The following is a 26,315-nucleotide window of genomic DNA, read 5'->3' on the forward strand; positions in this document are numbered from 1 at the left end:
TCCACCTCAATAACTGTCGTTCGCGGGTGGTAACTGACGGCCGAGCGACCAGCGCGGCTGAACGACGGCATCAGCACGCGGCGAACTGACGCTGCCGACCCTGAACTGACATCCACGGCGCTGAATTCATCGCCCCGAAGCGGCCAGTCAGGTCCGTGCCGAGCGCCCCGAAGGAGGCCGAGCGCGGCCGACCCGATCATGTTTCGGCGCCGGGGCTGACCAAAACTCGGCGCGCCCCTCCGGTCGGGCATGATCGCCCATCCATGGACAACAACAACATCCGAGATCGGCCGGGCCCTTCTCGATCGGGCTCGCAGCGCCCGCGGCGACCCGCTTTCCTCGCGCTCGGTGCCATCCTGTTGTGCGGCACTTTGTGGGCGATGGGTGCCGCCGGCCAGCCCGCGTCCGCTCCCTCGCCGGAGTTCGACGCGCTGAAGGCGCGTATCGTGCAGGACGACCGCAGGCGCCCGGAACTGTCGATCCAGCTGGCGCAGCAGGCGCTGGCCCAGGCATCGCCGGCGCCCGACGCCCGCCGCTGGCTGCGCTCGCAGCTGATCCGGGACCTGGTGCGCATGCGCCACCACGACGAAGCGCTCGCACAGGTTCAGGCAGGCCGCGCAGAAGCCCGCGGCCCCAAGGAACAGCTCCATTTCGACGTGCTGGCCTTGATGACGCTCGGCGACGCGCAGCGCAATGAAGAGGTGGTCAAGCGCTATCAGGGCCTCGCGGCACAACTGGTGCCGCTCGCGCGCGACACCCAGGATGGCGCTGTGCCCATGGATGTGGCCAACGCGTGGCGAGTGGCCGGCACGGCGATGATGCGGCTCGGCCGGCTTCCAGAAAGCATCCAGCTCCTCACGCAGGCCCTGCGTGTCTTCGACGAGCATCCGAAGGCGGTGTACGAAACCTCGCAGACGCTCGCCGCCATGGCACTGGTGCATGCGAAGTCGGGTCATCCCGACCAGGCGCTGCACATGGTGCAGCGCGCCATCGACTTGTCGGAGGCAGCCAACGAGCGTTCGAGCCTGTCGGGCTACCAATTGGGCAAGGCCTATCTGCTGGGCCTGCTCGGCCGCACGGACGAGCAGCAGACGGCGCTGCTCACGGCCAGGACGCTGGCTCAGGAGGAGTTGATGAGCTACGACCTCGCCGTCGCCGTCACGAACCTGGCAGACGTCGCCTTGCAGAAGAAGGACTACCCGGCCGCGCTGGCCTACAGCAACGCGGCCATCCCGCTGGTGGAGCAAACCGGCGACAAAGAGTCCCTCTGGGTGGCCTGGATCAACAAGGGCACGGCGCTGAACCGGCTGGGCCAGCCGGGCGGCATCGATTGGATCCGCAAGGCCATTGCTGCCTTCGCCGCGACACCGGGCATGGAGAGCAATGTGGCGGAAGTGCACGGCATGCTCGCCGAAGAGCTGGCCTTCAACCACGACCACGAGCGCGCCTACGAAGCCGCCATGCAGTTCAAGCGCCTCACCGATGGCGTGCGCAAAGCCGCCGACCACAAGCGCATCGCCGAGGCCAATGCCGCGTACGAGGCTGACAAGCGCCAACTCCATATTGAGGCCCTGGAACAGGAGCAGCGGCATCAACACCGCTTCCGTTGGATGATGGCCTTGGCCGCCGCGGCGGGGCTGGCGTCGGCGGTGATCGCGGGCATCAGCCGCTACCACGTCAAGCGGGCCTATGGCGCCATGCGCGACATGGCCTTCTCCGATCCGCTGACCCGCCTGCCCAACCGCCGGCACCTCATCAACACCATCGAAGCCGATCTGGGCCTGGCGCGGCGCCAGCGCAACGACGCCCGACCCAATCCCGACCTCGTCTTCATGATGATTGACATCGACCGCTTCAAGTCGGTCAACGACGTGCACGGCCATGCCGCTGGCGACGCGGTGCTCAAGCAGTGCGCGGCCGTGTTGCAGCGGCAGCTGCGCGAGTCGGACACCCTGGTGCGCTGGGGCGGCGAGGAGTTCCTCGTACTGGCCCGCCAGACCAACGTGCAAGAGGTGCATGTGCTGGCTGAGCGCCTGCGAGCGAGCATCGCCGCGCACGCCTTCACCCTAGACGACGGGCAGGATCTGCACAAGACCTGCTCGATCGGCTTCGCCTCCTACCCACCGCAGGACAGCGCCGGTCAGTTGGCGGACTGGCACGACACCTTGTCGATGGCCGACCAATGCCTTTACGTCGCGAAATCGAGCGGGCGCGACCTGTGGGTCGGCGTCATCGCCCAAGCGGCGCCGCCGGGCCGGGACGGTGGGGCTGTACTGGACCTGCGCGCCGGCGTGGAGGCCGGCGCCATTCAGCTGCGCTGGGGCGAAGGGCGCCAGATTGTCTGGCCCGAAACCGGGCCGCCCGGCGCGCCGAGCTGAGAGCCCCACCCACCACTTCGCGGCGCCAGCCGCCTCGCCGTCGATGCCGCCACCGGCGTCACCCTCCTCGTCGAGACTATGCATGCCGAGATCTGCGCGGCTGCCGCTGACGGCCTCAGCACACCGGTTGACCCCGCCCCCGGGGCAACGCCGCGCCGTCCGCGCTCAACGGCGTTCTGGGCGACTACCTGGAAGGGACCGCCAACCCGCCAGCCGACCCCGCCCTCGCAGGTGAACTTGAATACGTTCGACAGCAGGTTCAGGATTGCCTTCTCCCAAATGTCGCGATCGCACCGGTGGTGGCCGCGCGCAGTCGACCGTGAGCGACAGCTCAGTCCGCTCGCAGGCCGAGCGGGGAGCTGCTTGAGAGTTCGGCCGTGATCACAGTCAGGTCCGGCGGCATGAAGCGCGCCTACGTGCGGCCGCCATCGACGCACGCATACTCGAGCGGCGTGTTGACGAGCTTGAGCAGCCGCCGCGCGTTGCGCTTGACCGCCGGGGAGGCATATCGAACCGAACGACAAGGCGCCGGTGGATCATTGCGCGGGCATCCGTGAAGGTGACGTTCGCGGGTGCCCGCTTGTGGCCGGCAACACCAGTTCGCGGACTTCGCTGACAGCTGACCTTGGCCGGCCGCGCGCACGATTCGAAAGTCAGCTTCCTGGCTTGGCCTCGTACTCACACTGCCGGCCAACAGCTGTCCTTCACGAACGGCAGCAATCTTCCAGCCCGAGGTGCGCGGCATCGCACCTTTGCACATGGACTCGCGGCAGCGGCCCTCGAGGCGCTTTGACCGGTAGCTTCAATCACGGCGTCGTCTTCGGCTAGCGACGTGCAGAACCAAGCCCGCGAGCCAAACCAACACCGGGGCCAGCAATAGCCATCTGAAATCGGAGTTCAGCGCGAAGTTGGTGGCGCTCATGAGGGCCACTGTCAGCGCTCCCGTGAGCGCGATGACCCATGACGTGGCCTTCAATCCTGTGGGTATCGCCACCCAGGCAATGAACACAGTGAGAACGCCTGTGCCCGCAATGAATCCGCCCATGACTGCGAACACTCGATGCAACCAGCCTTCCAGACCAGACAGGGACGCCCGAACCTGAGCCAAGGAGCTTCCGATGAAGCGCGTGTCCTCTGGAAATAGGGACGGCCGCAGCAGGATGAAGTAGAGCCCCAGGCCCATGAGCCAGACGCCGCAGGCCGCGATGAGCCACTCCGCCGGCCCGCGACGACAGAGGTACTGCACCGGTACTGCACCTCAGCTACTCCAGCTTCAGCGCTCGGAGCCGAAGCGCGTTGCCAATCACGCTGACCGATGACAACGCCATCGCCGCGGCGGCAACGACTGGCGAAAGCAGGAGCCCGAAGAACGGATAGAACACCCCGGCGGCAAGCGGGATGCCCGCCACGTTGTAGCTGAAGCTCAGCGTGAGATTCTGTCGGATGTTGCGCATGGTCGCTTGCGACAACGTCCGTGCTCGGACGATGCCCATCAAGTCACCTTTAAGAAGCGTGATGCCCGCGCTCTCGATGGCTACATCCGTGCCCGTCCCCATTGCGATTCCAACCGTGGCAGCCGCAAGGGCCGGCGAGTCATTGACGCCGTCACCGCCCATGGCGACGACCCGTCCCTCTTTCATCAATCGCTGCACCACCGCAACCTTGTCTTCGGGGAATACATCGGCAACGACCTCGCCGATGCCAAGCTGCTTGCCAACTGCCTCGGCAGTGGTCTTTCCATCGCCCGTCAGACTGCAATCAGGATGACGACCGGCACGAACCAACCCGCAACCTGATCGGCCATCCGCTGGATGGGTGCGCGACTGCGCTGCGCCGCCGCCACCATGTGCACGATTTGCGAGAGCAGCGTATTCGCGCCAACCTTCTCGGCGCGCATCACGAAGCCCCCGGTCTGGTTGAGCGTTCCAGCGGTCACCTTGGAGCCGACACTCTTCGCGACCGGAATGGGTTCGCCGGTGACCATAGACTCATCAACATTGCCCTTGCCGTCGGTGAGCTCACCGTCGACCGGGACCTTCTCGCCGGGACGGACGCGCAAGAGATCGTTGACTTGGATGGCATCGACCTGAACAGGTTCATCCGTACCATCGGCCTTCACCTTGACTGCGGTCTTCGGCGCGAGGCCGAGCAGGGCCTTGATGGCGCCCGATGTCTTCTCGCGCGCCCGGAGTTCGAGCACCTGACCGAGCAACACCAGCACCGTGATGACTGCGGCCGCCTCGAAGTAGATGGCGACGGCGCCATCGGTCATGCGCAGGTTCGCCGGGAACAAATGTGGTGCCGCTGTTCCGACGATGCCGTAGAGCCAGGCCGCGCCCGTGCCAAGGCAATGAGCGAGAACATGTTCAAACTTCTGTTCTTGACCGATGCCACAGAACGCACGAAGAACGGCCAACCTGCCCACAGCACGACGGGTGTTCCCAGGAGCAGCTGCACCCAGTTGGACGTCTGCTGCGCGATGAGGTGGTGAATGTTGAAGAGGTGACCGCCCATCTCCAGCGCGAAGACCGGGGCCGTAACGGTACTTCAGCGTCATGCCCAGCCCGTGGACGAGAAGCCCTGCGACAAGCAGAGGAACAGCGTAGGCCTGGAGGGAGGCTGGTGCGACCAGCGCGAGGCCTGCGCCCTAAACGACGGCGCCGAGCCCCGAGGCGAGGTCGGCCCCTTTAGTGGCTGTTGACCGGCCGTGCACGGTCGTTCTTTGAGAAGTGCGGAATGAACCGGGGCGTCACAGCCGCGTAGGCTCGCCATGCATCCCCGAAGGCCTGCTCCGAGTCTCGTTCCTCAGAGATGGCCAAGCGCACGTACATCACGACCAGCGCCGGGAACATTGCCAGCGTCAGCAGCGCCGGCCACTGCAACAGGAAGCCGAACATGATGGCGACAAAACCGATGTATTGCGGGTGTCGCACGAGCCGGTATGGGCCTGCGGTCGCGAGCTGATGTCGCCTTTGGGCGTGATAGAGCACGTGCCAAGCCTTCGAGCGCAGCATGAAGCCGGCGAAAAGGACGACCACGCTCAGGAGGTGGAGGACGTCGAGGTGAGGATTGCCGTGTTGCCCCGTCAGCAGCCACCAAAGGTGGCCAGCTTCGATGCTCCAGTTGGACGCAGCTCTACTTGGTCGCCGGGGGCTTCATCCCCTCGCGGTCCATCATCATCTGCATCATCACTTCCATCATGTCCATGCGGCGCTTCATCATCTCGGGCTCCATCCGCATCTCGTCTTTGCCGCTTTCTATCCCCTTGCCGCCCATCATCCCTCCACGCATCTGGCCCATCATCCCCATGCCGTCCTGCATGGTCTTCATGTGGTCCTTCATCAGCGCGGCGCGCTCCTCAGGCGTCTTTGCGGCAGCCATCTTCTGATGCATCTCCTGCATCATCTTCATCTGCTGGTCGTAGCCAGCAGGCGCCGGGGCGGTGACGGTCCCGGCCGGATGGTGGGCCGCGTGTTCGTCGGCCTCCTTCGACGCGCTGCCCGGCATGGACGAACAACCAGCCAACAAGGCCACTGCGAGAGCGCTCAAAACGACGACGAGCTTCATGGTGTTCTCCGTGTGTATCGGACGCACATGCAGTGGTCCACCTCAACAGATTGCTCCCGCCCAGGGCTCTGACCTTTGATGCAGGTCAAGTCACGGCCGGAACGTGAAGGGGAATAAGGCCGAGCCAGTCACCCGCAGCAGCATCCCTTGCGCGGCGCTGCTTGTGTCGGCCGAGTCGCTCCGCCCGCCACTGCGACCGGCGTGAACCCGGCCGTCTTGATGGCATCGCCCAGAACCGCCACCGTCGAAGCGGTCGGCTCAATCTGCACGCGGTGGGAGGCCAGGTCGACCTGGACCTTTGCGCCCGGGTCCACGAACGCTACCGCCTTGGTGATAGCGCTGACGCAGTGGCCGCAGGTCATGTCGCTGACTTCAAAAGTGACCATGTAGTTCTCCAAGTGGTTCGATGGAGCAACTTTCAACCCTCCGACCATGGGAGAGTCAAGCGGTCTCGATGCGATGAGCGGCGAAAGTGGTCTTCCCTTGACCTTGCCCTGGTGGGAAGGTCTAGACTGATTGCGCAGCGACTTGTTCGAGGAGCACAGTCATGATGAACATCGGTGAGGCAGCGAGCACGTCCGGCGTGTCGGCGAAGATGATTCGCCACTACGAAGAGCTTGGCTTGTTGCCTGCGGCCCGCCGCACGGAGTCCGGATATCGCCAGTACGAGCGTGAGGATGTTCACACCCTCCGGTTCATTCGGCATTCGCGCGACCTCGGGTTCTCGCTGTCGGAGATCGCGGAGCTCGTGAGCCTCTGGCAAAACCGCAGGCGACCGAGCCGCCAGGTCAAGGCCCTCGCCGAAGCGCACATCAAGGAGCTTGAGCAGAAGGCGGCGGAAATTCTGGCGATGAAGTCCGCGCTTGAGCACCTTGTTCACTGCTGCCACGGTGACGACCGCCCGGAATGTCCAATCTTGGACGGCTTGGCCGCGGAGGGTGCCGTGACGAGCCGCGCTGTCCCGTCGAAGCGGCGGGTTTCCACGACTCGCGCGGCTCATTGAGTTCAGGGATAACAACCACCCCAGGCTATACGGATGGAACTTTCCCCCTGACCCGCGTCCCCAGAACATCTGCCCGATAATCGTTATTCGTGAAGCACCTCCGCATCATCATCCTGGTCATGCTTTCCATCCTGCTCCCCATCCGGGGAGCGGTGGCGGCGACCATGCTGTGTCCGGATGGGGAGGGGACGGGCACGGTGGCGGTGGCCGCAGGACAAGACGACCACGCCATGCATGCCGACCATCAGATGCATGCGGACCACCATCACGCGCTCGAAGAGGCGCCTGGCACCGACACCACCTCGGCTGACCACCCGGCCACATGCCACTTCTGCGCGAGCGGTTGCTGCATGGCTTCCATGGTCGGCACGGTGCCGTCCGTCGCTGAGCCCAGTCTGACCACCTCGGTCGTCTTCCCTGCGCTCTCCACGCGCATCCCGGCCTTCCAATCGGACGGCCAGGAACGTCCTCCACGAACCATCTGACCCAAGCAGGCCTCCGCTGAGAGGCCGAACAGGGCTCGTGCGTCCCTCGCACGGGAAATCCGCCGTTGGCCTCGCGCCAACGGTGCGCCAGATGAGTTCGAACAATGCGAAACAACCTACAAGCCTGGGGCATGGCCCTGGCGGCGTGCGCGCCACTTCTAGCCGTTGCACAACCGGTCAACACCGAGCCGCCGAAGCAGAGTCCGCAGCTGTCGTACCTGTCAGCCTTCGCCGATTACAAGCCTTACAAGGACGCTCCGCTCGGCAACTGGCATGAGCTGAATGCCACGGTAGCGGGTGCGCCGGGCGGATCAAGCGGCCACGCTGAACACACCACGGGCGGCGTGAAGGGCATAGAAATGCTTCCGACGCCGGCGGCGCCCGCAAGCGGCGCAATGCAAAAGAGCGCAGCCATGCACGACGGCCATCACATGAAGGGTGGGAAGCCATGATGCGCCTGACCGCGACGGCGCTGGCCTCGTTCGTGCTCGCTGGCTGCGCTTCCTTTTCGCAGGATGGCGGTTTCAATACGGTCGAGCAGCTGACCAAGGAGCGCGTTGGGCAAACGCCGACCTACCAGCGCACGGCGGAGCGGTCCGACTTCGCCAAAGCGCGCGTCGCAGGTTTGCTGAAGCTACCGCTGACCGCCGACAGCGTGGTGGAAATCGCGCTCCTGAACAACCGCGACCTTCAGGCCAGTTACGCCGAGCTCGGCATCGCCGAGTCCGACCTGGTACGCGCTGGTCGGCTCGCGAACCCCTCGTTCAGTTTCGGCCGTCTCAGTGGGGGCGGCGCCGTGGAAATCGACCGCGCCGTGCTGTTCGATGTGCTGGGCTTGTTCATCATGCCCTTGGCCAAGGAGGTCGAGCAGCGCCGCTTCGAGCAGACGCAACTGCAGGCTGTCTACGAGACCGTGGGAGTGGCCGGCGAGGCGCGCAAGGCGTTCGTCGAGGCGGTGACCGCGCAGCAGTTCGTCGCCTATTTCGGACAGGTCAAAGAGGCCGCAGATGCATCGAACGAGCTGGCCAAGCGCATGGTCGCGGCAGGCAACTTCAACAAGCTGGCGCAGATGCGCGAGCAATCGTTCTACTCGGATGCGACGGCGCAGCTCGCCAGGGCGCAGCATCAGGCGCTCGCAGCGCGTGAGCGCCTGACTCGGGTACTGGCACTCGGTGGCGGCCAGCTCGAGTTCAAGTTGCCAGGGCGGCTGCCGGACTTGCCAGCCGCGCCAGCCGAACCCAAAGATGCAGAGCAGACCGCGATGGACACGCGCCTCGACGTACTGATGGCCAAGCGCGCGACCGAGTCGACGGCCAAGTCATTGGGGCTCACGAAGACGACTCGTTTCATCAACGTGCTGCATGTGGGGTACCAGAACCAGAGCAACACCGGCGAGACCCGCAAGAACGGCTACGAGGTTGAACTGGAGCTGCCGCTGTTCGACTTCGGCTCGGCGCGTGTCGCGCGGGCGGAAGCCACATACATGCAGTCGGTGAACCGCACCGCGCAGGTCGCCATCAACGCCCGCTCCGAGGTGCGCGAGTCGTACTCCGCATACAGGACCGCCTACGACCTGGCCAGGCACTACCGCGACGAGGTGGTGCCGCTGCGCAAGCGCATTTCCGACGAGAACCTGCTTCGGTACAACGGAATGCTCGCCAGCGTCTTCGAGCTCCTCGCGGATTCCAAGGACCAGATTTCCAGCGTCACCGGCGCTGTCGAGGCACTGCGCGACTACTGGGTGGCCGAGACCAACCTGCAGATTGCGCTCACAGGCCGGTCACCAGGCTCGGCGTCGGTCATGGGCCCAACGACTGCCACAGCTTTTTCGCAGTCTGCCCACTGAAGGAGAAAATCAATGACCAATCGCAGAACATTCTTCAAATCAGCGGGCGCGACCATGCTGGGAGCCGCCGCGGTCAGCCGTGCAGGGGCAGCCTTGCTTCCCGAGGCGGCGACGCAGTCGTCTGCGGCGATGCAATTGCCGCCACTCCCGCCGAATGGCCGCCCTTATCAACCCATCGTCACGCTCAACGGCTGGTCGCTCCCGTGGCGCATGAAGAACAACGTCAAGGAGTTCCACCTGGTGGCCGAGCCGGTGGTGCGCGAAATCGCTCCGGGCATGAAAGCCAATCTCTGGGGCTACAACGGACAGAGTCCGGGGCCGACCATCGAAGCGGTTGAAGGTGACCGCATCCGCATCTTCGTCACCAACAAGCTGCCCGAGGTCACCAGCGTGCACTGGCACGGCATCCTGCTGCCATCAGGCATGGACGGCGTCACGGGCCTGAGCCAACCGCCCATCGCCATCGGCAAGACCTTCATGTACGAGTTCGTGCTGCAGCGCTCCGGTACGTTTATGTACCACCCGCACGCCGACGAGATGACGCAGATGGCGATGGGATTGATGGGCCTGTTCATCGTTCATCCGAAGGACCCGAGACAGTTCAAGGTGGACCGCGACTTTGGCTTCATCCTGAACGCCTACGACATCGAACCCGGCAGCGCGACGCCGAAGGTGAACACGATGCTCGACTTCAATCTGTGGACCTGGAACAGCCGCGCGTTCCCGGGCATCGACCCGTTCGTCGCGCGCACGGGCGAAAGGGTTCGCATCCGATTTGGCAACTTGACGATGACCAACCATCCCATCCACATGCACGGACCTCACTTCGAGGTGACCGGGACCGACGGCGGCTGGGTGCCCAAGAGCGCGCGCTGGCCGGAGGTCACGACCGACATCGCGGTTGGTCAGATGCGTGCCTTTGAGTTCGACGCGCTCGCGGGCGACTGGGCCATCCACTGCCACAAGTCTCACCACACGATGAATGCGATGGGCCATTCGGTCCCAACCATGATTGGCGTGGACCACGGCGACGTCGCGAAGAAGCTTTCGAAGCTGGTGCCGGATTACATGGTCATGGGCGACAAGGGCATGCACGACATGGCCGAGATGGAGATGCCTCTCCCCGACAACACGCTGCCGATGATGACCGGCACCGGCCCCTTCGGGCCGGTTGGAATGGGCGGGATGTTCAGCGTCGTCAAGGTCCGAGACGAGATCAAGCGCGGTGACTTCAAGGACCCGGGCCCATACAAGCACCCGACCGGCACGCTCGCCAGCGAGTACACGGCCGACATGCCCGAGACGGTCCGGGCTCCGGCGCCCAAAGCCGATGCCAACACCCTGAAAGTTCGCAAACCCACTGGCCACGAAGGCCCCTGAAGGAGATATCCATGACGAAGTTGAATGCACTGACCTTCGCCGCTTTCTCGCTCGGTTTCGGCACCGCGTTTGCGCATGGCGACGAGGAACATGCGGCACCTCGCACGTTCGACGCGCGCAAGGTCGAACCCACTGACTTCGGTCAGGAAGGCAATCCGAAGAAGGTCACCAAGACCATCAAGGTGGACATGACCGACACCATGCGCTTCACGCCGTCAGACGTGACGGTCAAACGCGGCGAGACGGTGAAGTTCGTCGTGCACAACGATGGCAAGGTCCTGCACGAGATGGTCCTCGGCACCAAAGAGGCCATCGCCGAGCACGCGGAACTCATGAAGAGGTTGCCGGAGATGGGGCACGCCGATGCCAACATGGCTCACGTGAAGCCCGGCAAGTCCGGGGAAATCGTCTGGCAGTTCACCAAGTCTGGCGAGTTCAACTTTGCGTGTCTGCAGCCTGGCCACTTCGAGGCCGGCATGGTGGGGAAGGTGGTTGTGAAATGAAGCGCCGCAACTTCCTGGCGCTTGCCGTGGGCGCTGCGGCGCTTGTAGCCATTCCTGCCGTTGCTGCAGCTGCGTTGCCACAGGTCGAGGTCTTCAAGAGCCCTTACTGCGAATGCTGCAGTGCGTGGGTGGAGCACATGAGGGCGGCTGGCTTCGACGTGAAGGTCACCATCGTCAACGACACGACTGCAGCACGCAAGCGCCTTGGCATACCGGACAAGTTCGGCAGCTGCCACACCGCAACGGTCGGCGGCTATGTGCTCGAAGGGCACGTCCCTGCGATTGAGGTCAAGAAGCTGTTGGCGGCGAAGCCGGCTGCCGTGGGCCTTGCCGTTCCCGGCATGCCACCGGGTTCTCCAGGAATGGAGGTCGGCGCTCGGCAGGACCCGTACCACGTCTTTCTCATCGACAAGAGCGGGCGCGAGACCGTGTTCGCGTCCTATCCCAAAGCTTGAAGGAATATCCTATGCAAATCACTCATCTCGTCGCGGCGCTTGGACTGACCATGGCCCTTGGCGCCCATGCACAGACTGCGGCGTCTGCCGCCGAACATGCCGCCCACCACCCTACTGCGGCAGCGCCCATCACTGACGGCGAGGTCCGGAAAATCGACAAGGAGCAGGGCAAGGTGACCCTGAAGCACGGCCCCATCGCCAACCTCGAGATGCCTGGCATGACGATGGTCTTCAAGGTTTCTGACTCGAAACTGCTGGACTCCATCAAGGAGGGTGACAAGGTGAAATTCGCTGCCGAAAAAATCAACGGTGCCATCACGGTGACGGCAATCGAGGCCGCAAAGTAAGGCGCTGTTCGTCCATCCCCGCGCCTGGCATCTCCTGCACCGCCGGCGCTCTACAGAGCCGATGCTTAGTCTGTGCAAAACAGCGGCCCCACCATGGACAGCTACATCGTGCGCATCTATCGACGAAGCGTTGGCGACATCGCCGCGATGTCGAGAGACAACTTCGCGCCCAAAGTTGTTGCCAAGCTGGCGCGCACGATGCACTTGGCGCAAGCTGCACCTGGCGGTGGACGCCCACAGTGGGCAAGTCGTGGCGTCGGTGCTGATCGGGAAGGACGTTGATGATCCATCTCAAGTGGGCCCACTGCACCAACGCCGCCCCGATACCAAAAAAACGGCGGCAATCCGGCCACAACGCCAAGGATTCGATGGTCGCTCTGGTATTGCAGCCTGATGCGTCTGTGCCACTTTTTGCTCTCACTCTGAGCGGGACGGTGTATGCCGGTGGTCGCCCGAAACGACTTGCCGCATTGGCCAAGATGCCGGGCGCGCACGCGTCGCATGTACGCCAGGCCGCATGATTTGGCCTCCCACAGTTTGGTTCGCTCTCGCGCTCCACGTCATCTGCGCACTTTTGCACAGGTGGGCGTTGCATAAGGCTGCCGACGTTCACAACTTGACCGGGAACAAGGATGAGGCGGGCAAGCGCTTCATGCTGTCATTCACTCGAATTGATCGCCGCCGTGGGGGTCGCCCGCAAACTCAATCTCAGATTGCGAGCAAGGCGCGGTCGATACCGCCGATACACGCATGGGGCCCATGAAACCCTGTTCCTGGCAAACGCTGATCCGCAGCACTGCCGCCTGGCAAGGATTCTGGAAGCCCATCATGACTGTCTCACCTCCATGCGCGGGCGTGCTGACGCCGGCACCGAAGCGGCATCGCACGCGCCGGCCGCTGTCGCTTTGCCTGGCCCTTGCCGCCGCCTTTCCGATCGCGGTTCACGCTGCCGATGACCTGACCTCGCTGAGCCTGGAGCAATTGCTCGTGGTCACGATCGTCGGCGCCTCCAAGTACGAACAGACGCAGGGCGAGGTGGCCGCTGCTGCGAGCGTCATCACGCGCCACGAGATCAAGGCCTTTGGCTGGCGTACGCTCCGCGAGGCGCTGGACAGCCTGCCCGGCGTGCACACGACCTACGACCGCCAGTATGGCTATCTCGGCATGCGCGGCTTCAGCCTTCCGGGAGACCTGAACACGCGGGTGTTGGTCACCATTGACGGCAATCGCGTGAACGACCCGATCTTCGACAGCGGCCCCTCGGGCCGCGAGTTCCCGCTCGACGTGGATCTGATCGAGCGCATCGAATTCATACCCGGACCCGGCAGCGCCGTGTACGGCCAGAACGCGATGTTCGGCGTCGTCAACGTGATCACCCGTCGCGGCGCCGATATCGATGGAGGCAGAGTCGCTGGTAGCTACCAGAGCCTGCAAGCGCAACGCGAAGGGCGCGTGAGTTGGGGCAAGAAGCTCGACAACGGCGTCGACGTCCTGGTGTCGGCGTCGGGCATGCATGCTCGCGGACAGGGCGGCTTCAACGATTTCGGCGCCTCCGGCGTGTCGGGCGTGGCGACCGGCCTGGACGGCGAACGCGACGGCGAATTTTTCGCACGTTTGGGCCGCGGTCCCTGGTTGATCGAGCACGTCGAGGGGAATCACCGAAAGTACGATCCGACCGGAGCCTACCTGTCCGACCCCTTGGTTCCCGGAAGCTATCAAGGCGACCGCTTTTCGCTGACTCAGCTTCAATACCAGGACAGCTTCGACACCCTGCAGGTGTCGGCGCGACTGTTCATGGGCCGCGAAAGCTATCGCAGCATGCTGAGCTTCGGCACGCCGTTCCAGTCCCCTGCCGACAGCGAATGGCGCGGCGTTGAGTTGAGTGCGCTGTCCACGGCGCTGGCCGGCCACAAGCTGATGTTGGGTCTCGAGGCGCAAGACAACACGCGCCAGGATCAAGCCTCGATCGACGCTGCCGATCCAGCCAACAACTTTCTCGTGGCACGCAAGGGCTACCGCCTCGGCCTCTACGCCCAGGACGAATGGCACATCGCCGAATCGCTGGTGGCGACCTTGGGCGCGCGCGTCGACCGCAACAACGTCACGGGCAACAAGCTGAGCCCGCGCGCGGCGCTGATCTGGCAGGCCACGCCCGCCACCACGCTCAAGGCCTTGTACGGTCGAGCCCACCGCGCCCCCAATTCGTTCGAGCGCGACTACGGAGACGGCGTGACCCAGGTGGCCAACCTGGCGCTCGCCGGCGAAACCATCGAGACGGTCGAGTTGATCGCCGACCATCGCATCGGCCGCGACCTGGCGCTGCGCGGTTCGCTCTACCACTGGACCATGCGCGACATCGTCACTCAGGGTATCGACCCGGTCAGCGGCTTGTCGCAGTACCAGACCGGCAAGACAGTCAAGGCCCAGGGGCTGGAACTGTCGGCCGACAAGACCTGGAGCTCGGGCGCGCGCCTGCGCGGTAGCGTCTCGGTGCAAGACCTCGCCTACGTGAACGGCGAACGCTTGCCCAACTCGCCCAAGCTGCTGGGCAAGCTCAACCTGTCCATGCCCTTGCCGTGGCCCGGCGCGCGCGCAGGGTACGAACTGCACTTCGACGGCAAGCGACAGAGCCTCGACGGCAGCAAGCTGGGCGGCTACGCGCTGTCGAACCTGACCGTGAGCGTCGATGGCCTGACCCACGAAACGGATCTGTCCGTGAGCGTCTTCAACCTGTTCGACAAGCACTATGCCCAGCCGGGCGCCGACATCAACTGGCAGAACGCCTTCGTCCAGGACGGCCGCAGCGTTCGGGTCTCGTTCAGGCATAGGTTCTGAGCCGTCAATGAATCGCACACTTGCTGTCAAGGTCGCCATGCGGGCATGGACGCTGCTATCAGGCCTGCTGATGTTCGCGCTGCCGGCGCTGGCCGACGACCCGCCCGAGTACCGGCTGAAGGCCGCCTTCCTGTTCAACTTCGCGCTGTTCACCGAGTGGCCTGCCGAGGTGGGCGGCGTGATCAACCTGTGCGTCGACGGGACCGATCCGTTCGGCAAGGAGATCGACGTGCTGCAGGGCAAGGCGGTCGGCAGCCGCAAGATCGACGTGCAGCGCAAGCACGCCGGCGAGTCCCTTGCAGACTGCCAGATCGTGTTCATTGCCCCTTCGGCCATCGGCAGGCTGCCGCAGGTGCTGGAAAGCGTGCGCGGCCGCCCGGTGCTCACTGTGGCGGACAGCGTGGGCGCGGCCCGCCGGGGCGTTGCGCTGAACCTCGACGTTAACCAGAACAAGGTCAGCTTCCAGGTCAATCTCCAGGCGACGCGCGCAGCAGGGCTCAACCTCAGTTCCAGGCTGTTGCGGCTGGCCGCCGAGGTCTTCCAATGAGCCTGTTGCCGAGCCGCTCCGATGCAGACGAACCCGCTCTCGCAAGGGCAGGGGCTGAAGGCGTTGCAGGGGCTGACTCGATGCCACGTGTTGCCTTGGGCGAACGGCTGCAGCGCATCAACCTCATTGCTCTCGGCGCAGCAGTGGCCATCGTCGCAGTGTTCGTTGTCATCAGCAGTCTTGCCCTGAGCCTCATGGCCTTGGTCGACGTGAGCCGGGTACAGGCCAAGGTGCTGGCCGACAACGCCACCGCCGCTCTCGCGTTCGAGGACGCGAGAGCGGCCGGCGAATTGTTGCAGTCGCTGCGCAATTCCCCGGACGTCCGGGGTGCCGTTCTCTACCGCGGCGACGGTGGGGTGTTGGCGGCGTTCCAGCGTGCCGGGCAGGCCGCACCGGCGATGCTGCCCCAGGCGTCGCAGCACCTGACGATTCGCCCTGACTTCGTCGTGTTGAACGAGCCGGTGCCGAACCGGGCGGGTGCGGATGGCCGCCTGATGCTGGTCGTGGACCTCGCCGGCTTGCTGCGCCAAACCGTGTGGGAGGTGGCGGCGTCCATGGTCGCCGCAGTTCTCGCGCTCGCTGTGAACGGGAGACTGCTGCGCAAGCTGAACGTGTCGGTGCTGCAGCCGCTGGCCGGCCTCAACGACTTGATGGGCCAAGTGTCGGGCCAAGCCGACTACAGCGTGCGTGCACCCGCCAGTCGCATCGTCGAGCTGGACGTGCTGGGCAAAGGCTTCGACGCCATGCTCGGGCAGATCCACGAACGCGACGCGCGGCTCGAGGCACACCGCGACCATCTCGAACACGAGGTGGCCGTTCGCACTGCGCAATTGCGCCTGGCCAAGGAGGCGGCCGAGGCGGCCAGCCGCGCCAAGAGCGAGTTCCTGGCCACGATGAGCCACGAGATCCGCACCCCGATGAACGGCGTGCTCGGCATGAACGAACTGCTGATCGACAGCGCGCTGGACTCCCAGCAACGCGTCTGGGCCGCGGGGGTCCAGGCGTCGGGTCGACACCTGCTGGGTGTCATCAACGACATCCTGGACTTCTCCAAGATCGAATCCGGACAGTTGGACCTGGAGGCCATCGACTTCAATCTGGTCGATGTGGTGGAGGACGCGCTGTCGATGTTCGCACAGCAGGCAGAGAGCAAGGGGCTCGAACTGGCCGTGCAGTTCATCCCACCGGATGCACCGCTCGCCTTGCGCGGCGATCCGTTCCGGCTGCGCCAGGTCATCACCAACCTGATCAGTAACGCCATCAAGTTCACCGATGAGGGCGAGGTGGTGGTGCGCGTCACGCTGCAGCAGCTCAACGAGACGCACGCCACGGTGAGCCTGTGCGGGCGGACACCGGCGTGGGCATCGCACTGCAGGCGCAAGCGAAGATCTTCGAGCACTTCGCCCAGGCCGACGGCAGCACGACGCGCCAGCACGGCGGAAGCGGCCTTGGCCTGGCCATCTGCCGGCGCTTGCTGGGTCTGATGGACAGCCGCATTCGTGTCGAAAGCTCGCCCGGGCAAGGGGCAAGGTTCTACGCCGAGCTGCACCTCCAGAGAGCGCATGCAGCGACACCGCCGCCTCTGGCCAGCAGCATGCTCGACGGCGTGCGCGTGCTGGTCGTTGACGACAACCAGACCAACCGCGACATCCTGCAGCCGCAACTGCAAGGCTGGGGCATGCATGTCACTTGTGCCGCGGGAGGCGATGAAGCCCTGCGCCTGATCTGCGAGGCTTCGCAAGCGGGGCAGGCCTTCGAACTGGGCGTGCTCGACATGCACATGCCCGCGATGGACGGCCTGCAGCTCGCGCGGACGATTCAGGCCCTGCCGATGGCGTCGGACATGAAGCTGATGATGTTGAGCTCCACCTACGCCAATGTCGGTCAGAACGCGCGAGTGGCGTTCGGAATCCAGCGCCACCTCAACAAGCCCGTTCGCCGCGCCGATCTGTTCCGGGCCATCACCGGGGTCATGGCAGCAAGCCCTTTCGAGGCGAGCGTGCACGGGCTGGTGGACGACGCGCCCGAGTCGCCGGCACGCGGTCATGTGCTGCTGGTCGAAGACAACCCGACCAACCAGAGCGTGGCCCTGGCCATGCTCAAGAAACTCGGCGTGTCGGTGAGCCTGGCGATCCACGGTGAAGAGGCGGTCGACCTCGTGGGCAAACAAACCTTCGACCTCGTGCTGATGGATTGCCAGATGCCGGTGATGGACGGTTTCGAGGCCACGAGCATCATCCGCGCCCGTGAGCGGACACAGGGGCGGGTGTCGGCGCTGCCCATCATCGCGTTGACCGCCAATGCGCTCGCCGGTGACCGGGAGGCTTGCCTCGCGGTCGGCATGTCGGACTATCTCGCCAAGCCCATCAGCGGTGCCAGCCTGGCGCAGATGCTCGCGCGCCATCTGGGCGCCGCGAGGCCGGCACCCTCGCCCTCGCCCGACCGCGAGGCACAAACGTCACGCGAGTCCCATGAGGCACCCAACACGACGAGAGCGCAGTCGCCGGTATTCGATGCCTCGGTCCTGGCGTCCTTGCCCATGGTGGCCGACGGCTCCGAACCTGAATTTGCCATCTTCGTGCTGGAGCAGTACCTGCAAGGCAGCGCCGATGCGATCGATGACTGCCAGCGTGCGGCCACGGCAGGCGATGAGAAGACCGCGTTGCGCTGCGTGCACACGCTCAAGTCCTCGAGTGCACAGATCGGCGCGATGGCATTGGCCGACCTCGCCGAGGACGTGGAAACCAGCATGCGCAGCGGCCAGCAGCTGGCCGCTGACGGCATCGCGCGACTACGTTCCGAACATCGACGGGCTCTTGAAGCCATCACGTCACACCTTGATCTCAAAGCACAAGAAGGAGTCTCATCATGAAGGACGAACGCGAACCATCGCACTTGCTGATCGTCGACGATGACATGCTGCTGCGCGGCATGGCCGCCAAGACGCTGCGGCATGCGGGATTCAACGTCAGCGATGCCGTCAGCGGCGAAGACGCCCTGGCGCAATTCGCGGAGCGCCCGTATGACCTCGTGCTCCTGGACCTGACGATGCCGGGCCTCGATGGGTACGCCCGGCGCATCCGGGCGATGGCGCACGGTGCGCAAGTCCCGATCCTGATTCTCACCGGCCTCAACGACACCGAGGCGATCGAACTCGCCTACAGCCACGACGCCACCGACTTCATCACCAAGCCGATCAACTGGACCTTGCTGTCGCATCGCGTGCGCTACGCGCTGCGCGCCAGCCTTGCCGCCGAAGCGACGAGGCGCAGCCGCGAATGCCTTGCGCGTGCGCAAAGCCTTGCCGGCATGGGCAATTGGGCGATGTTCCCGGACGGCCGGATGGAGTGCTCGACCGAGCTCTTGCGCATGTTCGACGCATCGGTCGATGCGAGCCGATGCGGCACCGCGGATGCCTTCCTGCAGCGGGTGGTGATGCACGACCGCGACCGCGTGGGGGCTGCTCGCTCTCAACTGGCTGAGCAAGGTACGCCGTACGGGATGGAATTCCGGATCGGACGCTCGGACGGCGCCGTTCGCACGGTGTTCGAACAGGCCGCGCGCATCCAGAACGACCATGGCGGGCCGACGACCATCGAGGGCATCACGCAGGACATCACCGAGCGCGTTCAGGCGCGTGAGCGCATCACTGAGCTGGCCCACTACGACGGCGCCACCGGGCTGCCGAACCGGCAATTCTTTGCGGAGCTGGCAGGTCCATCGCTTGAGCGGGCGACCCGCAACGGCACCGGGTGTGCCGTGCTGCATGTGGACATCGACCGCTTCATGGGTGTCAACGACGCCTTCGGCCGCAGCCAGGGCGATGCGGTGCTGAAGACCCTCGCAGAGCGGCTTTGCCATTGGATTCGCGGCAGCGACCTGGCATCGCTTGGCCGGGCGCCCGCCGACCGCGCGGTGCTGGCGCGCGTCGGGGGAAATGCCTTCACGGTGCTGATCAGCGACCTTGTCGGAAAAGAGCAGGCCGCGATCGTGGCCCAGCGACTGCTCAAGGCCATTGGCCAGCCGATCATCGTGGAGTCGCAATCGCTCGTGTTGACTGCGAGCATCGGCATCGCCTTCTTCCCCAACGACGCCAAGGACCTGCCCGGACTGACGCGCTGCGCCGAACAGGCTGTCCATGCCGCCAAAGGCGCCGGCCGCGCGCAGCATCGATTCTTCGACGAGCAGATGAACGCACATGCCGCGAGCCGGCTGCTGCGTGAAGCAGATCTGCGCCGGGGCATTGCGCACAACGAGCTGCGACTGCACTTCCAACCCAAGGTCAATGCGAGGAGTGGTGCCATCGTCGGCGCCGAAGCGCTGGTTCGCTGGCAGCACGCCGAACGTGGCCTGGTGCCGCCCGGCGAGTTCATCGCGCTGGCCGAAGAAACAGGCCTTATCCAGCCGCTGACCGACTGGGTGCTCGAGTCCGCGTGCCGCTGTCTGCGCGAGTGGGCGGACGCTGGCCTGCCGAGCGTGCCGCTGTCGGTCAATCTGGCGGCTTCGAGCCTCGCGGACATGAGCCTGGCGGCAAAGCTCAGCACTTTGACGCAGCGCTTCGGCCTGGCGCCGGAAAGCTTGATGCTGGAAATGACCGAGACGATGCTGATGCGTGACGTCGAGTCCGGCGTCGCGCTGCTGGAGGCGTTGCGCGCCAAGGGCTTTGGTTTGTCACTGGACGACTTCGGCACGGGCTATTCGTCGCTCGGCTACCTGAAACGCTTTCCGATCGACGAGCTGAAGATCGACCGCACTTTCGTGACTGACGCCGCGCGCGGCGGCCGGGCCGGCGCACTGGCCTCGGCGATCATCGCGCTCGGGCGGGAACTGGGTTTGCAGGTGGTGGCCGAAGGGGTCGAGACATCGGAACAGTCGGCGTTCCTGCTGAGTCGCGGCTGCAAGATGCAGCAGGGTTATCTATTCTCCAAGCCGGTCCCCGAGGAGGCGTACGCGCGGCTGCTGCGCGTGGGTTCAATTGTGCCGCGTGAGGAATGCATTGCGATGGCGCCGCTATAACGCGCATTGCCTGATCAAGCCAGCCGTCCAGATCGCCTCAAAAAGGTTCACATGCTGCCAAGCCACCGGCGAAATCCCCCGCAGGATGGCAATGGCCTCCTGGTCGCCAGCGGCCAGCTTCTGTGCGTACACCTTGGACAGCAGCGCCGTGTTGTCAGGGCGAATGGTGCGGATCCGTCAACGACGGTACTCATGCATCACCTCGCGGTTCTTCCCGGATCGCTTGGCCTCGTAGAGTGCGTTGTCCGCGGCTTCGATGAGCTGAAGGGACGAGCCGCCGCGTTGCGGGATCGTCGAGGCGCCGCCGATGCTCACGGTGAGGTGCCAGGCCACCGTTGAATCGCCATGCGTAAGCTGAAGGTCCCTCACTGCCACCCGAAGCTTTTCGGCCATGAAGCTCGCTCCGGACAACGGCGTGGTCGTCATGATCAGTGCAAATTCCTCGCCACCATAGCGGGCGACGAGATCGGTCGACCGGTTCGCATTCAGCTGCAAGGTGCTTGCCACCTGCTTCAAGGCCTCGTCTCCGCCCAGGTGGCCATAGGTGTCGTTGTACTGCTTGAAGTCGTCGATATCGATCATCAACACGGAAAGCGGGCTTTGGTCGCGCAGCGACCGGCTCCATTCCAACTGGATGTGCTCGTTGAAATGGCGCCGGTTGCAGATCTCGGTGAGTCCGTCCAGCTGTGTCAACCGCTCCAGCTCGATGTTCTTCTCCGTCAATTGTTGCTGGCTCTCGCGCAGAGCCCGGTAGGCTTCGTCGCGCTGCAGCTGGTTCGTGTACGACTTCGAGTGGTAGCGGACGCGCGCGACCAGCTCGATCTGGCTCGGCAGCTTGACGAGATAGTCGTTGGCGCCAGCTGCGAACGCATCGCCCTTCACTGCCGGGTCTTCCTTGGTCGACAGCACCACGATCGGGATCTCGCTGGTGGCCGAGTTTGCGCGGTATCGGCGAACCAGCGCCAAGCCGTCGATGCCGGGCATGACCAGGTCCTGCAGGATTACCGTCGGCCGGATCTGCTCGGCCACCGTGATCGCCTTTGCCGGATCGGAGCAATAGTGGAAATCGATGCCCGGCTGATTCAGTAGCGCGCGGCGCACGGCCTCACCAACCATGGCCTGGTCGTCGACCAACAGCACCATGACGGGAGAGTGCATCGCTGCGGACTGCGTCGCCACACCGAGCTCTTTCGTTTCAAGGTCGATCATCATGACCCCCTGGTTTTGGTTGGATGGAAAGCGCAGCGCGCAATCGCGGCGCGATTGCGTCGATGGGCAAGACGTCCACCGCGGCGCCTAGCGCGACGGCGGCCCTGGGCATGCCATAAACGGCACAACTGGCCTGATCCTGCGCGATGGTGTGGTGTCCCTGGTCGCGCAATGCCTTCAAACCGAGCGCACCGTCGCGCCCCATGCCGGTCAGCAGCACTCCGACGATGTCGCCCGGCCACAGGGCACACGCACTGTGGAAAAACACGTCGACCGACGGACGGTAGGCGTACTCCTGTGGGATGGGCGTGTACGCAAGCCGCTCACTCGTCACAAGCCGCAGATGGTCGTTGGTGGCGGCGAGCAGGACCGTGCCGCGGGTCGGCCGATCGCCTTCCCGGGCCACCTGCACCGGCAGCACCGAATGCTGTGCCAGCCACTGCGCCATGCCGGCGGCGAATTGCTCGTCCACATGTTGGACGATGACCACGGCGGCCGGAAAGTCCGCCGGTAGACCGCGCAGCAACGTGGCCAGCGCCGCCGGCCCGCCGGCCGATGCACCGATTGCGACCAACTGCTGTGCAAAAGTCCCGCGCGACGCCGCAGCAGACTGAACGACGTCGGCGCGGGCCGGCGCGCTGTCGCCGATCAGCTTGCCGATGATTTCGATCTTTGCCAGCAGAGGCGCAGCGCCCGCGCGGGGGTCGGCGCCGACCAGCGTCGGCGTATCGACGACATCGAGTGCACCGTGACCCATCGCGTCGAAGATGCGGGCGGTGTTGATACCCATGTTGGCGGTGACCAGCAGGATGGCGCACGGCGTCTCGGCCATGATTCGGCGTGTGGCTTCGACGCCGTCCATCACCGGCATCAGCAGGTCCATCAGCACGAGGTCAGGCCGCAGTTCGGCGCAGCGCTGCACGGCCTGTGCGCCGTTCTCGGCCACCCAGATGACGCAGTGTTCCGGCCGCTGCGCCAGCACGCGGCGCAGGGCCTCCACCGCCATGGGCAGGTCGTTGACGATGGCGATCTTCATCAGGCGACCTCCGTGTTGCGCACTGCGGTATTCACCTTGGGAACGGCCCAGCGTCTCATCAGGCGAACCTCCGTGCTGCGCACTGCGGTATCGCCCTTGGGGCGGCGGCCCGGCGGTCTCATGCGACCGCCTCGCCGATCAGGTCGACGGCCGCCTGCAACAGCGTCTCGTCGTGAAAGCTGCCCTTGGTCAGGTAGTGGTCGGCCCCGGCCTCGAGCCCGCGCCGGCGATCTTCGGCGCGGTCCTTGTACGACATGATCATCACCGGCAGCGACTTCAGGTTCGGATCCTTCTTGACCAGCGTCACCAGCTCGATGCCGTCCATGCGTGGCATGTCGATGTCGGTCACCAGCAGGTCGAATTTGCCGGTGCGCACGGCGTTCCAGCCGTCCATGCCGTCGACGGCGACCTCGACGTCGTAGCCGTGCTGCGCAAAGAGCTTGCGTTCGAGCTCACGCACCGTCAGCGAGTCGTCGACCACGAGCACGCGCTTTCGCTTCTTGGCGTCGGTCGCGTTGGTGCCCGGCGACACCTGGCTCAGGTGGCCCGACGCGATGAGCTTCTGAACCGAACGCATCATGTCATCGATGTCGATGATGAGCACCGGCGATCCGTCCTCCATCAGCGCACCGGCGCTGACGTCCTTGACCTTGCCGAGGCGCGGGTCAAGCGGCTGCACCACGAGCTCGCATTCGCCGATGAAGCGGTCCACCACCAGGCCGTAGATGTCCTCCTCGTCGCCGACGACGAGGACTGACAAGTCGCCACCCCCCGCCTTCGGCGCGCTCGCCTGCAGGATCTGGTGCGCAGTGACGAGGCCGACGCGTCGCCCGTCGACTTCGACGTGCTGCCGTCCCTCGAGCAGCTCGACCTGCTGCGGAGCGAGCTTCAGGGCGCGAAAGATGCGCGCCAGCGGAAAGGCGTACGGCTCACCGCCGATCTGCACGAGCAGGGTGCGCACAACCGACAGCGTGAGCGGAACTTGCAGTTGAAAGCGTGTTCCGAGGCCGGCCTGCGTCGACATGCGAACGCTGCCACGCACCTGTTTCACCATGTCCTGCACGACGTCGAGTCCGACGCCGCGCCCGGATACTTCGGTCACGCGCTGGCTGAGCGTAAAACCGGGCAGGAACAGGAACTCCAGCAGCTCGGACTCCGACAGCTCGGCAGCGAGATCGGCCTTCGCGTGATGGCGCTCGACCACGGCGCGCCGCAGCGCATCGAGTGCAATGCCGCGACCGTCGTCGGACACGATGATCTGCAGGGCCCCGGCGCTGTGGCGCGCTTCGAGCCGCACGACGCCTTCCGCGGGCTTGCCCACGGCGCGACGCTGCTCGGGCGATTCGATGCCATGGTCGAGCGCATTGCGCAGCAGGTGACCCAGCGGTGCGTCCAGCCTCTCGAGCATGTCGCGGTCCACTGGCGTGGCGGCACCGACGATGTCGAGCCGGACCTGCTTGCCGAGCGAGCGGCCGAGGTCGCGCAGCATGCGCGGCGTGGCCTGGACACCGTCGGCGAACGGCCGCATGCGACAGGCCACCGCTTCGTCGTACAGCCGGCGCGACAGGTCGGCCGAGCGCCGCTCGAAGGGCTCCAGGTCGGCCAGCCCCTGCGCCAACAGCTGCTCGCACTCGAGCACGCGGCGCCTGATCTCGTGCAGTGCGGCCCGCGACCGCTCTTCCCCGGTCGCTGCCGGCCCATCGTCGCGCATGGCAGCCAGCCTTTGCACGGCCTCGTGCTGCAGCCGCTTGAGCCGCAGCAGCGAGCTGGCAAAGGGCTTGAGCCAGCGAGCGGCCACCAGGGATTCACCGGCCAGGCCGAGCAGCCGGTTCAGGCTGTCGGCGGTCACGCGCACGACGCGGTCCGAGGTGTCGCGCGCGGCCATGACCGCTTGGGTCGTCGGACAGAAGTCCGTTACCGGCGCCGACGCAGCCTCGTCCGGCGCCGGGCCGTCTTCGCCATCGGCCTGCATTGCGTGTGTCAGCGCCTCGACGAGGGCCTTCACTTGAGGCTCGCCGGCGTGGTCCGTCCCGGAGGTTCGGGCGAGGCGCGCGAGCAGATCCACACCGCCGAGCAGCAGGTCGATGTGGCCCTGGCGCAATCGCAGCCGACCTTCTTGGGCGGCGACGAAGCAGTCTTCCATCGCATGGGCCACGCGCACCGCCGCGCCGAGGCCGACGATGCTGGCAGCACCTTTGAGCGAATGAGCGGCACGCATGCAGGCCTCGAGCTGGTCGGCCGCATCGGGATCCCGCTCCAGGGCAAGCAGCCCCGCCGTCAGCAAGGGCGTATGGTTTTCCGCTTCGATGCGGAACAGCTCCAGCATCGACAGTTCGCTGAGATCTTCGCTGCTCAAGCCAGACTCCGCTCAAGTGTGTAGAACAGCAGTTGTTCGTCGAGCACGCCGACCATGTGTTCTTTCCAGGCCAGGATGGCCTTGGAGTAGGTTGCCGTGGCGCGAGCGACGGTGGCGGGCACCGCCTTCAACGCGGTCGGATCGAAGCGGGCGATGCCGCGCATCTCGTCGACCGCGAAGCCCAGACGCTGGCCGTCGAGGCCGATCACCACCAGGCGCCGCAATGCGAGGTGTTGCAGTGCGTGCCCGGTCTCAGCCACCTGAGCCATGCCAACCAGGCCAAGCACGCTGCCGAGCGACACGCAGACCAGCAGTTCGCCGCGCACATTGGCAACACCCTGCACGACGCCGTCGCGGCGGTTCGGCAGCGAATGAATCGCAGGCAAGGCGGCGACCTCCTGGAACACCGGCGTCGGCAAAGCAAGCCATTCGGTGCGGATGCGAAAGATGACCACCGAGCCCGCATCGGCCTGCCGGTCCTCGGGCGCCTGTGCCATGTGGCGGGTGCAATCGGCGAGGTAGTCGGGCGGAGCCTCGCGGTCCAACAAGGCCAACGCGGCGGCGGCATGGGTCGGGCAGTGGCTGCAGTGCACGTGCTGCTTCAGTTCAGGGCAGGAGCCATCGCCGCGCACGTCGATGCGGTTCCAGCAATCGTCGATGGCCGCACGTGCTGGGCCGGCAGCGATGATCGACGCGGTGTGCATGTCAGGCCTCTCCGCCTGGCTGCAGCCGGCGGGCGCGCCGCTGCAAGCGCTGCGCGCCGGCCGTGTCGCCCTGCTTTTGCAGCAACAGCGCGAGGTGGGTCAGCGATTCGTGGTGATTCGGTTCCAGGTAGAGCGCCTTGCGGTACTGGTCGGCGGCATCGTCCGTTTTGCCGCTCGCATCCCGCACCAGGCCGAGCAGGTTGAACGCCTCGGCCGTGGGACCGTGCTCGCGCAGATGCGCTTCACAGTGCGCCGCGGCCTCGGCGAGGTGACCCTGGTCGGCAAGGCGTCGTGCGCGGGCTATGTCCTTCGCCGCATCGGCCCGTGCAGCCGCCCGCGGCGCGGTAGCAGGCGGCACCGCTCGGGGCCGAGCGGGCTGCAAGGCCGCGGCCGCCAGCGCCGGCGCATGTACGTGCCTGGATGGCGCAGGGGTTGCGCAAAACTTCATAACGCTGCCGGGCACCGGCCCCTTGCGGAACGCGAACGCGAGCGGAAGCTTCGCAGAGACGAAACCGTGGTCCGACAGCAGGGCTGTCTCCGAAGGGCCGACGAACAACCATCCGCGCGGCTTGAGCAGCCGGCCCAACACCGCCAGGGCGCGGTCCTGCGTGGCGCGGTCGAAGTAGATCAGCACGTTGCGGCAAAAAA

26 protein-coding genes and 2 pseudogenes are annotated in these 26,315 nt (G+C 65.3%); 16 read left to right on the forward strand and 12 right to left on the reverse strand.

Features of this window, described 5'->3' with window-relative positions; all coding sequences use genetic code 11:
• The first annotated feature begins 380 nt into the window (after positions 1 to 380).
• Complete coding sequence (locus AC30NL_RS22395; RefSeq protein ID WP_489466192.1) at positions 381 to 2,378, forward strand: GGDEF domain-containing protein; 1,998 nt, start codon at positions 381 to 383, stop codon at positions 2,376 to 2,378.
• Between the two features lie 802 nt (positions 2,379 to 3,180).
• Here AC30NL_RS22395 and AC30NL_RS22400 read toward each other — a convergent pair.
• From AC30NL_RS22400 to AC30NL_RS22420, 5 genes and pseudogenes are all read right to left on the reverse strand, one after another.
• Complete coding sequence (locus AC30NL_RS22400) at positions 3,181 to 3,624, reverse strand: hypothetical protein (RefSeq protein WP_489466193.1); 444 nt, start codon at positions 3,622 to 3,624, stop codon at positions 3,181 to 3,183.
• A gap of 16 nt (positions 3,625 to 3,640) precedes the next feature.
• Positions 3,641 to 4,844: pseudogene (locus AC30NL_RS22405) on the reverse strand (HAD-IC family P-type ATPase); the annotation flags it as partial.
• A 221-nt stretch (positions 4,845 to 5,065) separates the two neighbouring features.
• Positions 5,066 to 5,416, reverse strand: a complete 351-nt coding sequence (locus AC30NL_RS22410; RefSeq protein WP_489466194.1) for a methyltransferase family protein — start codon at positions 5,414 to 5,416, stop codon at positions 5,066 to 5,068.
• A 97-nt stretch (positions 5,417 to 5,513) separates the two neighbouring features.
• On the reverse strand, positions 5,514 to 5,945 hold the full coding sequence (locus AC30NL_RS22415) for a hypothetical protein (protein WP_489466195.1): 432 nt from the start codon (positions 5,943 to 5,945) through the stop codon (positions 5,514 to 5,516).
• Between the two features lie 128 nt (positions 5,946 to 6,073).
• The gene (locus AC30NL_RS22420) at positions 6,074 to 6,331 is read right to left on the reverse strand and encodes a heavy-metal-associated domain-containing protein (protein ID WP_489466196.1); all 258 of its coding nucleotides are present in this window, start codon (positions 6,329 to 6,331) and stop codon (positions 6,074 to 6,076) included.
• A gap of 164 nt (positions 6,332 to 6,495) precedes the next feature.
• Between AC30NL_RS22420 and cueR the strand changes: the two genes are divergently transcribed.
• From cueR to AC30NL_RS22470, 10 genes are all read left to right on the forward strand, one after another.
• Entirely contained in the window at positions 6,496 to 6,948 is a 453-nt protein-coding gene (gene cueR / locus AC30NL_RS22425) for a Cu(I)-responsive transcriptional regulator (protein ID WP_489466216.1), read from the forward strand.
• Positions 6,949 to 7,037: 89 nt separating this feature from the next.
• The gene (locus AC30NL_RS22430) at positions 7,038 to 7,433 is read left to right on the forward strand and encodes a hypothetical protein (protein WP_489466197.1); all 396 of its coding nucleotides are present in this window, start codon (positions 7,038 to 7,040) and stop codon (positions 7,431 to 7,433) included.
• Between the two features lie 104 nt (positions 7,434 to 7,537).
• Positions 7,538 to 7,885, forward strand: a complete 348-nt coding sequence (locus AC30NL_RS22435) for a hypothetical protein (protein WP_489466198.1) — start codon at positions 7,538 to 7,540, stop codon at positions 7,883 to 7,885.
• The gene (locus tag AC30NL_RS22440; RefSeq protein WP_489466199.1) at positions 7,882 to 9,279 is read left to right on the forward strand and encodes a TolC family protein; all 1,398 of its coding nucleotides are present in this window, start codon (positions 7,882 to 7,884) and stop codon (positions 9,277 to 9,279) included. Before AC30NL_RS22435 ends, AC30NL_RS22440 begins: the two co-directional genes overlap by 4 nt.
• 12 nt (positions 9,280 to 9,291) lie before the next feature.
• Positions 9,292 to 10,659, forward strand: a complete 1,368-nt coding sequence (locus AC30NL_RS22445; RefSeq protein WP_489466200.1) for a multicopper oxidase family protein — start codon at positions 9,292 to 9,294, stop codon at positions 10,657 to 10,659.
• Between the two features lie 11 nt (positions 10,660 to 10,670).
• Entirely contained in the window at positions 10,671 to 11,162 is a 492-nt protein-coding gene (locus AC30NL_RS22450; RefSeq protein ID WP_489466201.1) for a cupredoxin domain-containing protein, read from the forward strand.
• Complete coding sequence (locus AC30NL_RS22455) at positions 11,159 to 11,617, forward strand: DUF411 domain-containing protein (protein WP_489466202.1); 459 nt, start codon at positions 11,159 to 11,161, stop codon at positions 11,615 to 11,617. The genes AC30NL_RS22450 and AC30NL_RS22455 overlap by 4 nt, the downstream gene beginning before the upstream one ends.
• Before the next feature lie 11 nt (positions 11,618 to 11,628).
• Positions 11,629 to 11,964, forward strand: a complete 336-nt coding sequence (locus AC30NL_RS22460) for a copper-binding protein (protein WP_489466203.1) — start codon at positions 11,629 to 11,631, stop codon at positions 11,962 to 11,964.
• 93 nt (positions 11,965 to 12,057) lie between these two features.
• On the forward strand, positions 12,058 to 12,246 hold the full coding sequence (locus tag AC30NL_RS22465) for a hypothetical protein (protein WP_489466204.1): 189 nt from the start codon (positions 12,058 to 12,060) through the stop codon (positions 12,244 to 12,246).
• The gene (locus AC30NL_RS22470; protein ID WP_489466205.1) at positions 12,243 to 12,485 is read left to right on the forward strand and encodes a hypothetical protein; all 243 of its coding nucleotides are present in this window, start codon (positions 12,243 to 12,245) and stop codon (positions 12,483 to 12,485) included. Before AC30NL_RS22465 ends, AC30NL_RS22470 begins: the two co-directional genes overlap by 4 nt.
• A gap of 141 nt (positions 12,486 to 12,626) precedes the next feature.
• Here AC30NL_RS22470 and AC30NL_RS22475 read toward each other — a convergent pair whose 3' ends face one another.
• Positions 12,627 to 12,794, reverse strand: a complete 168-nt coding sequence (locus tag AC30NL_RS22475) for a hypothetical protein (protein ID WP_489466206.1) — start codon at positions 12,792 to 12,794, stop codon at positions 12,627 to 12,629.
• On the opposite strand from AC30NL_RS22475, the gene AC30NL_RS22480 reads away from it, so the two are divergent.
• The 5 genes from AC30NL_RS22480 to AC30NL_RS22500 all read left to right on the forward strand — a co-directional run bounded on the left by AC30NL_RS22480 (position 12,793) and on the right by AC30NL_RS22500 (position 20,362).
• A complete protein-coding gene (locus AC30NL_RS22480) occupies positions 12,793 to 14,799 on the forward strand; it encodes a TonB-dependent receptor plug domain-containing protein (RefSeq protein ID WP_489466207.1) in 2,007 nt (668 codons plus the stop codon). The genes AC30NL_RS22475 and AC30NL_RS22480 overlap by 2 nt on opposite strands.
• Before the next feature lie 70 nt (positions 14,800 to 14,869).
• On the forward strand, positions 14,870 to 15,346 hold the full coding sequence (locus AC30NL_RS22485) for a YfiR family protein (RefSeq protein ID WP_489466208.1): 477 nt from the start codon (positions 14,870 to 14,872) through the stop codon (positions 15,344 to 15,346).
• A gap of 80 nt (positions 15,347 to 15,426) precedes the next feature.
• Positions 15,427 to 16,830, forward strand: a complete 1,404-nt coding sequence (locus tag AC30NL_RS22490; protein WP_489466209.1) for a histidine kinase dimerization/phospho-acceptor domain-containing protein — start codon at positions 15,427 to 15,429, stop codon at positions 16,828 to 16,830.
• Positions 16,734 to 18,218, forward strand: coding sequence for a response regulator (locus AC30NL_RS22495; protein WP_489466217.1), 1,485 nt, complete (start codon positions 16,734 to 16,736; stop codon positions 18,216 to 18,218). The genes AC30NL_RS22490 and AC30NL_RS22495 overlap by 97 nt, the downstream gene beginning before the upstream one ends.
• Entirely contained in the window at positions 18,215 to 20,362 is a 2,148-nt protein-coding gene (locus AC30NL_RS22500) for a putative bifunctional diguanylate cyclase/phosphodiesterase (protein ID WP_489466210.1), read from the forward strand. Before AC30NL_RS22495 ends, AC30NL_RS22500 begins: the two co-directional genes overlap by 4 nt.
• 39 nt (positions 20,363 to 20,401) lie before the next feature.
• Here AC30NL_RS22500 and AC30NL_RS22505 read toward each other — a convergent pair.
• The 6 genes and pseudogenes from AC30NL_RS22505 to AC30NL_RS22530 form a co-directional block, all read right to left on the reverse strand.
• Positions 20,402 to 20,515 (reverse strand): annotated as a pseudogene (locus AC30NL_RS22505) (Tn3 family transposase); the annotation flags it as partial.
• A 24-nt stretch (positions 20,516 to 20,539) separates the two neighbouring features.
• A complete protein-coding gene (locus AC30NL_RS22510; protein ID WP_489466211.1) occupies positions 20,540 to 21,574 on the reverse strand; it encodes a diguanylate cyclase in 1,035 nt (344 codons plus the stop codon).
• Positions 21,558 to 22,607 carry a chemotaxis response regulator protein-glutamate methylesterase gene (locus tag AC30NL_RS22515; RefSeq protein WP_489466212.1) on the reverse strand — a complete coding sequence of 350 codons (1,050 nt, stop codon included), beginning with the start codon at positions 22,605 to 22,607 and terminating at the stop codon, positions 21,558 to 21,560. The genes AC30NL_RS22510 and AC30NL_RS22515 overlap by 17 nt, the downstream gene beginning before the upstream one ends.
• A 118-nt stretch (positions 22,608 to 22,725) precedes the next feature.
• A complete protein-coding gene (locus tag AC30NL_RS22520) occupies positions 22,726 to 24,963 on the reverse strand; it encodes a hybrid sensor histidine kinase/response regulator (RefSeq protein WP_489466213.1) in 2,238 nt (745 codons plus the stop codon).
• A complete protein-coding gene (locus tag AC30NL_RS22525) occupies positions 24,960 to 25,667 on the reverse strand; it encodes a chemotaxis protein CheW (protein ID WP_489466214.1) in 708 nt (235 codons plus the stop codon). Before AC30NL_RS22525 ends, AC30NL_RS22520 begins: the two co-directional genes overlap by 4 nt.
• A gap of 1 nt (position 25,668) precedes the next feature.
• On the reverse strand, positions 25,669 to 26,315 hold a 647-nt coding region (locus AC30NL_RS22530; RefSeq protein ID WP_489466215.1), incomplete at its 5' end, for a CheR family methyltransferase.

Source organism: Rhizobacter sp. (assembly GCA_021153565.1).
Classification (GTDB): domain Bacteria; phylum Pseudomonadota; class Gammaproteobacteria; order Burkholderiales; family Burkholderiaceae_C; genus Albitalea.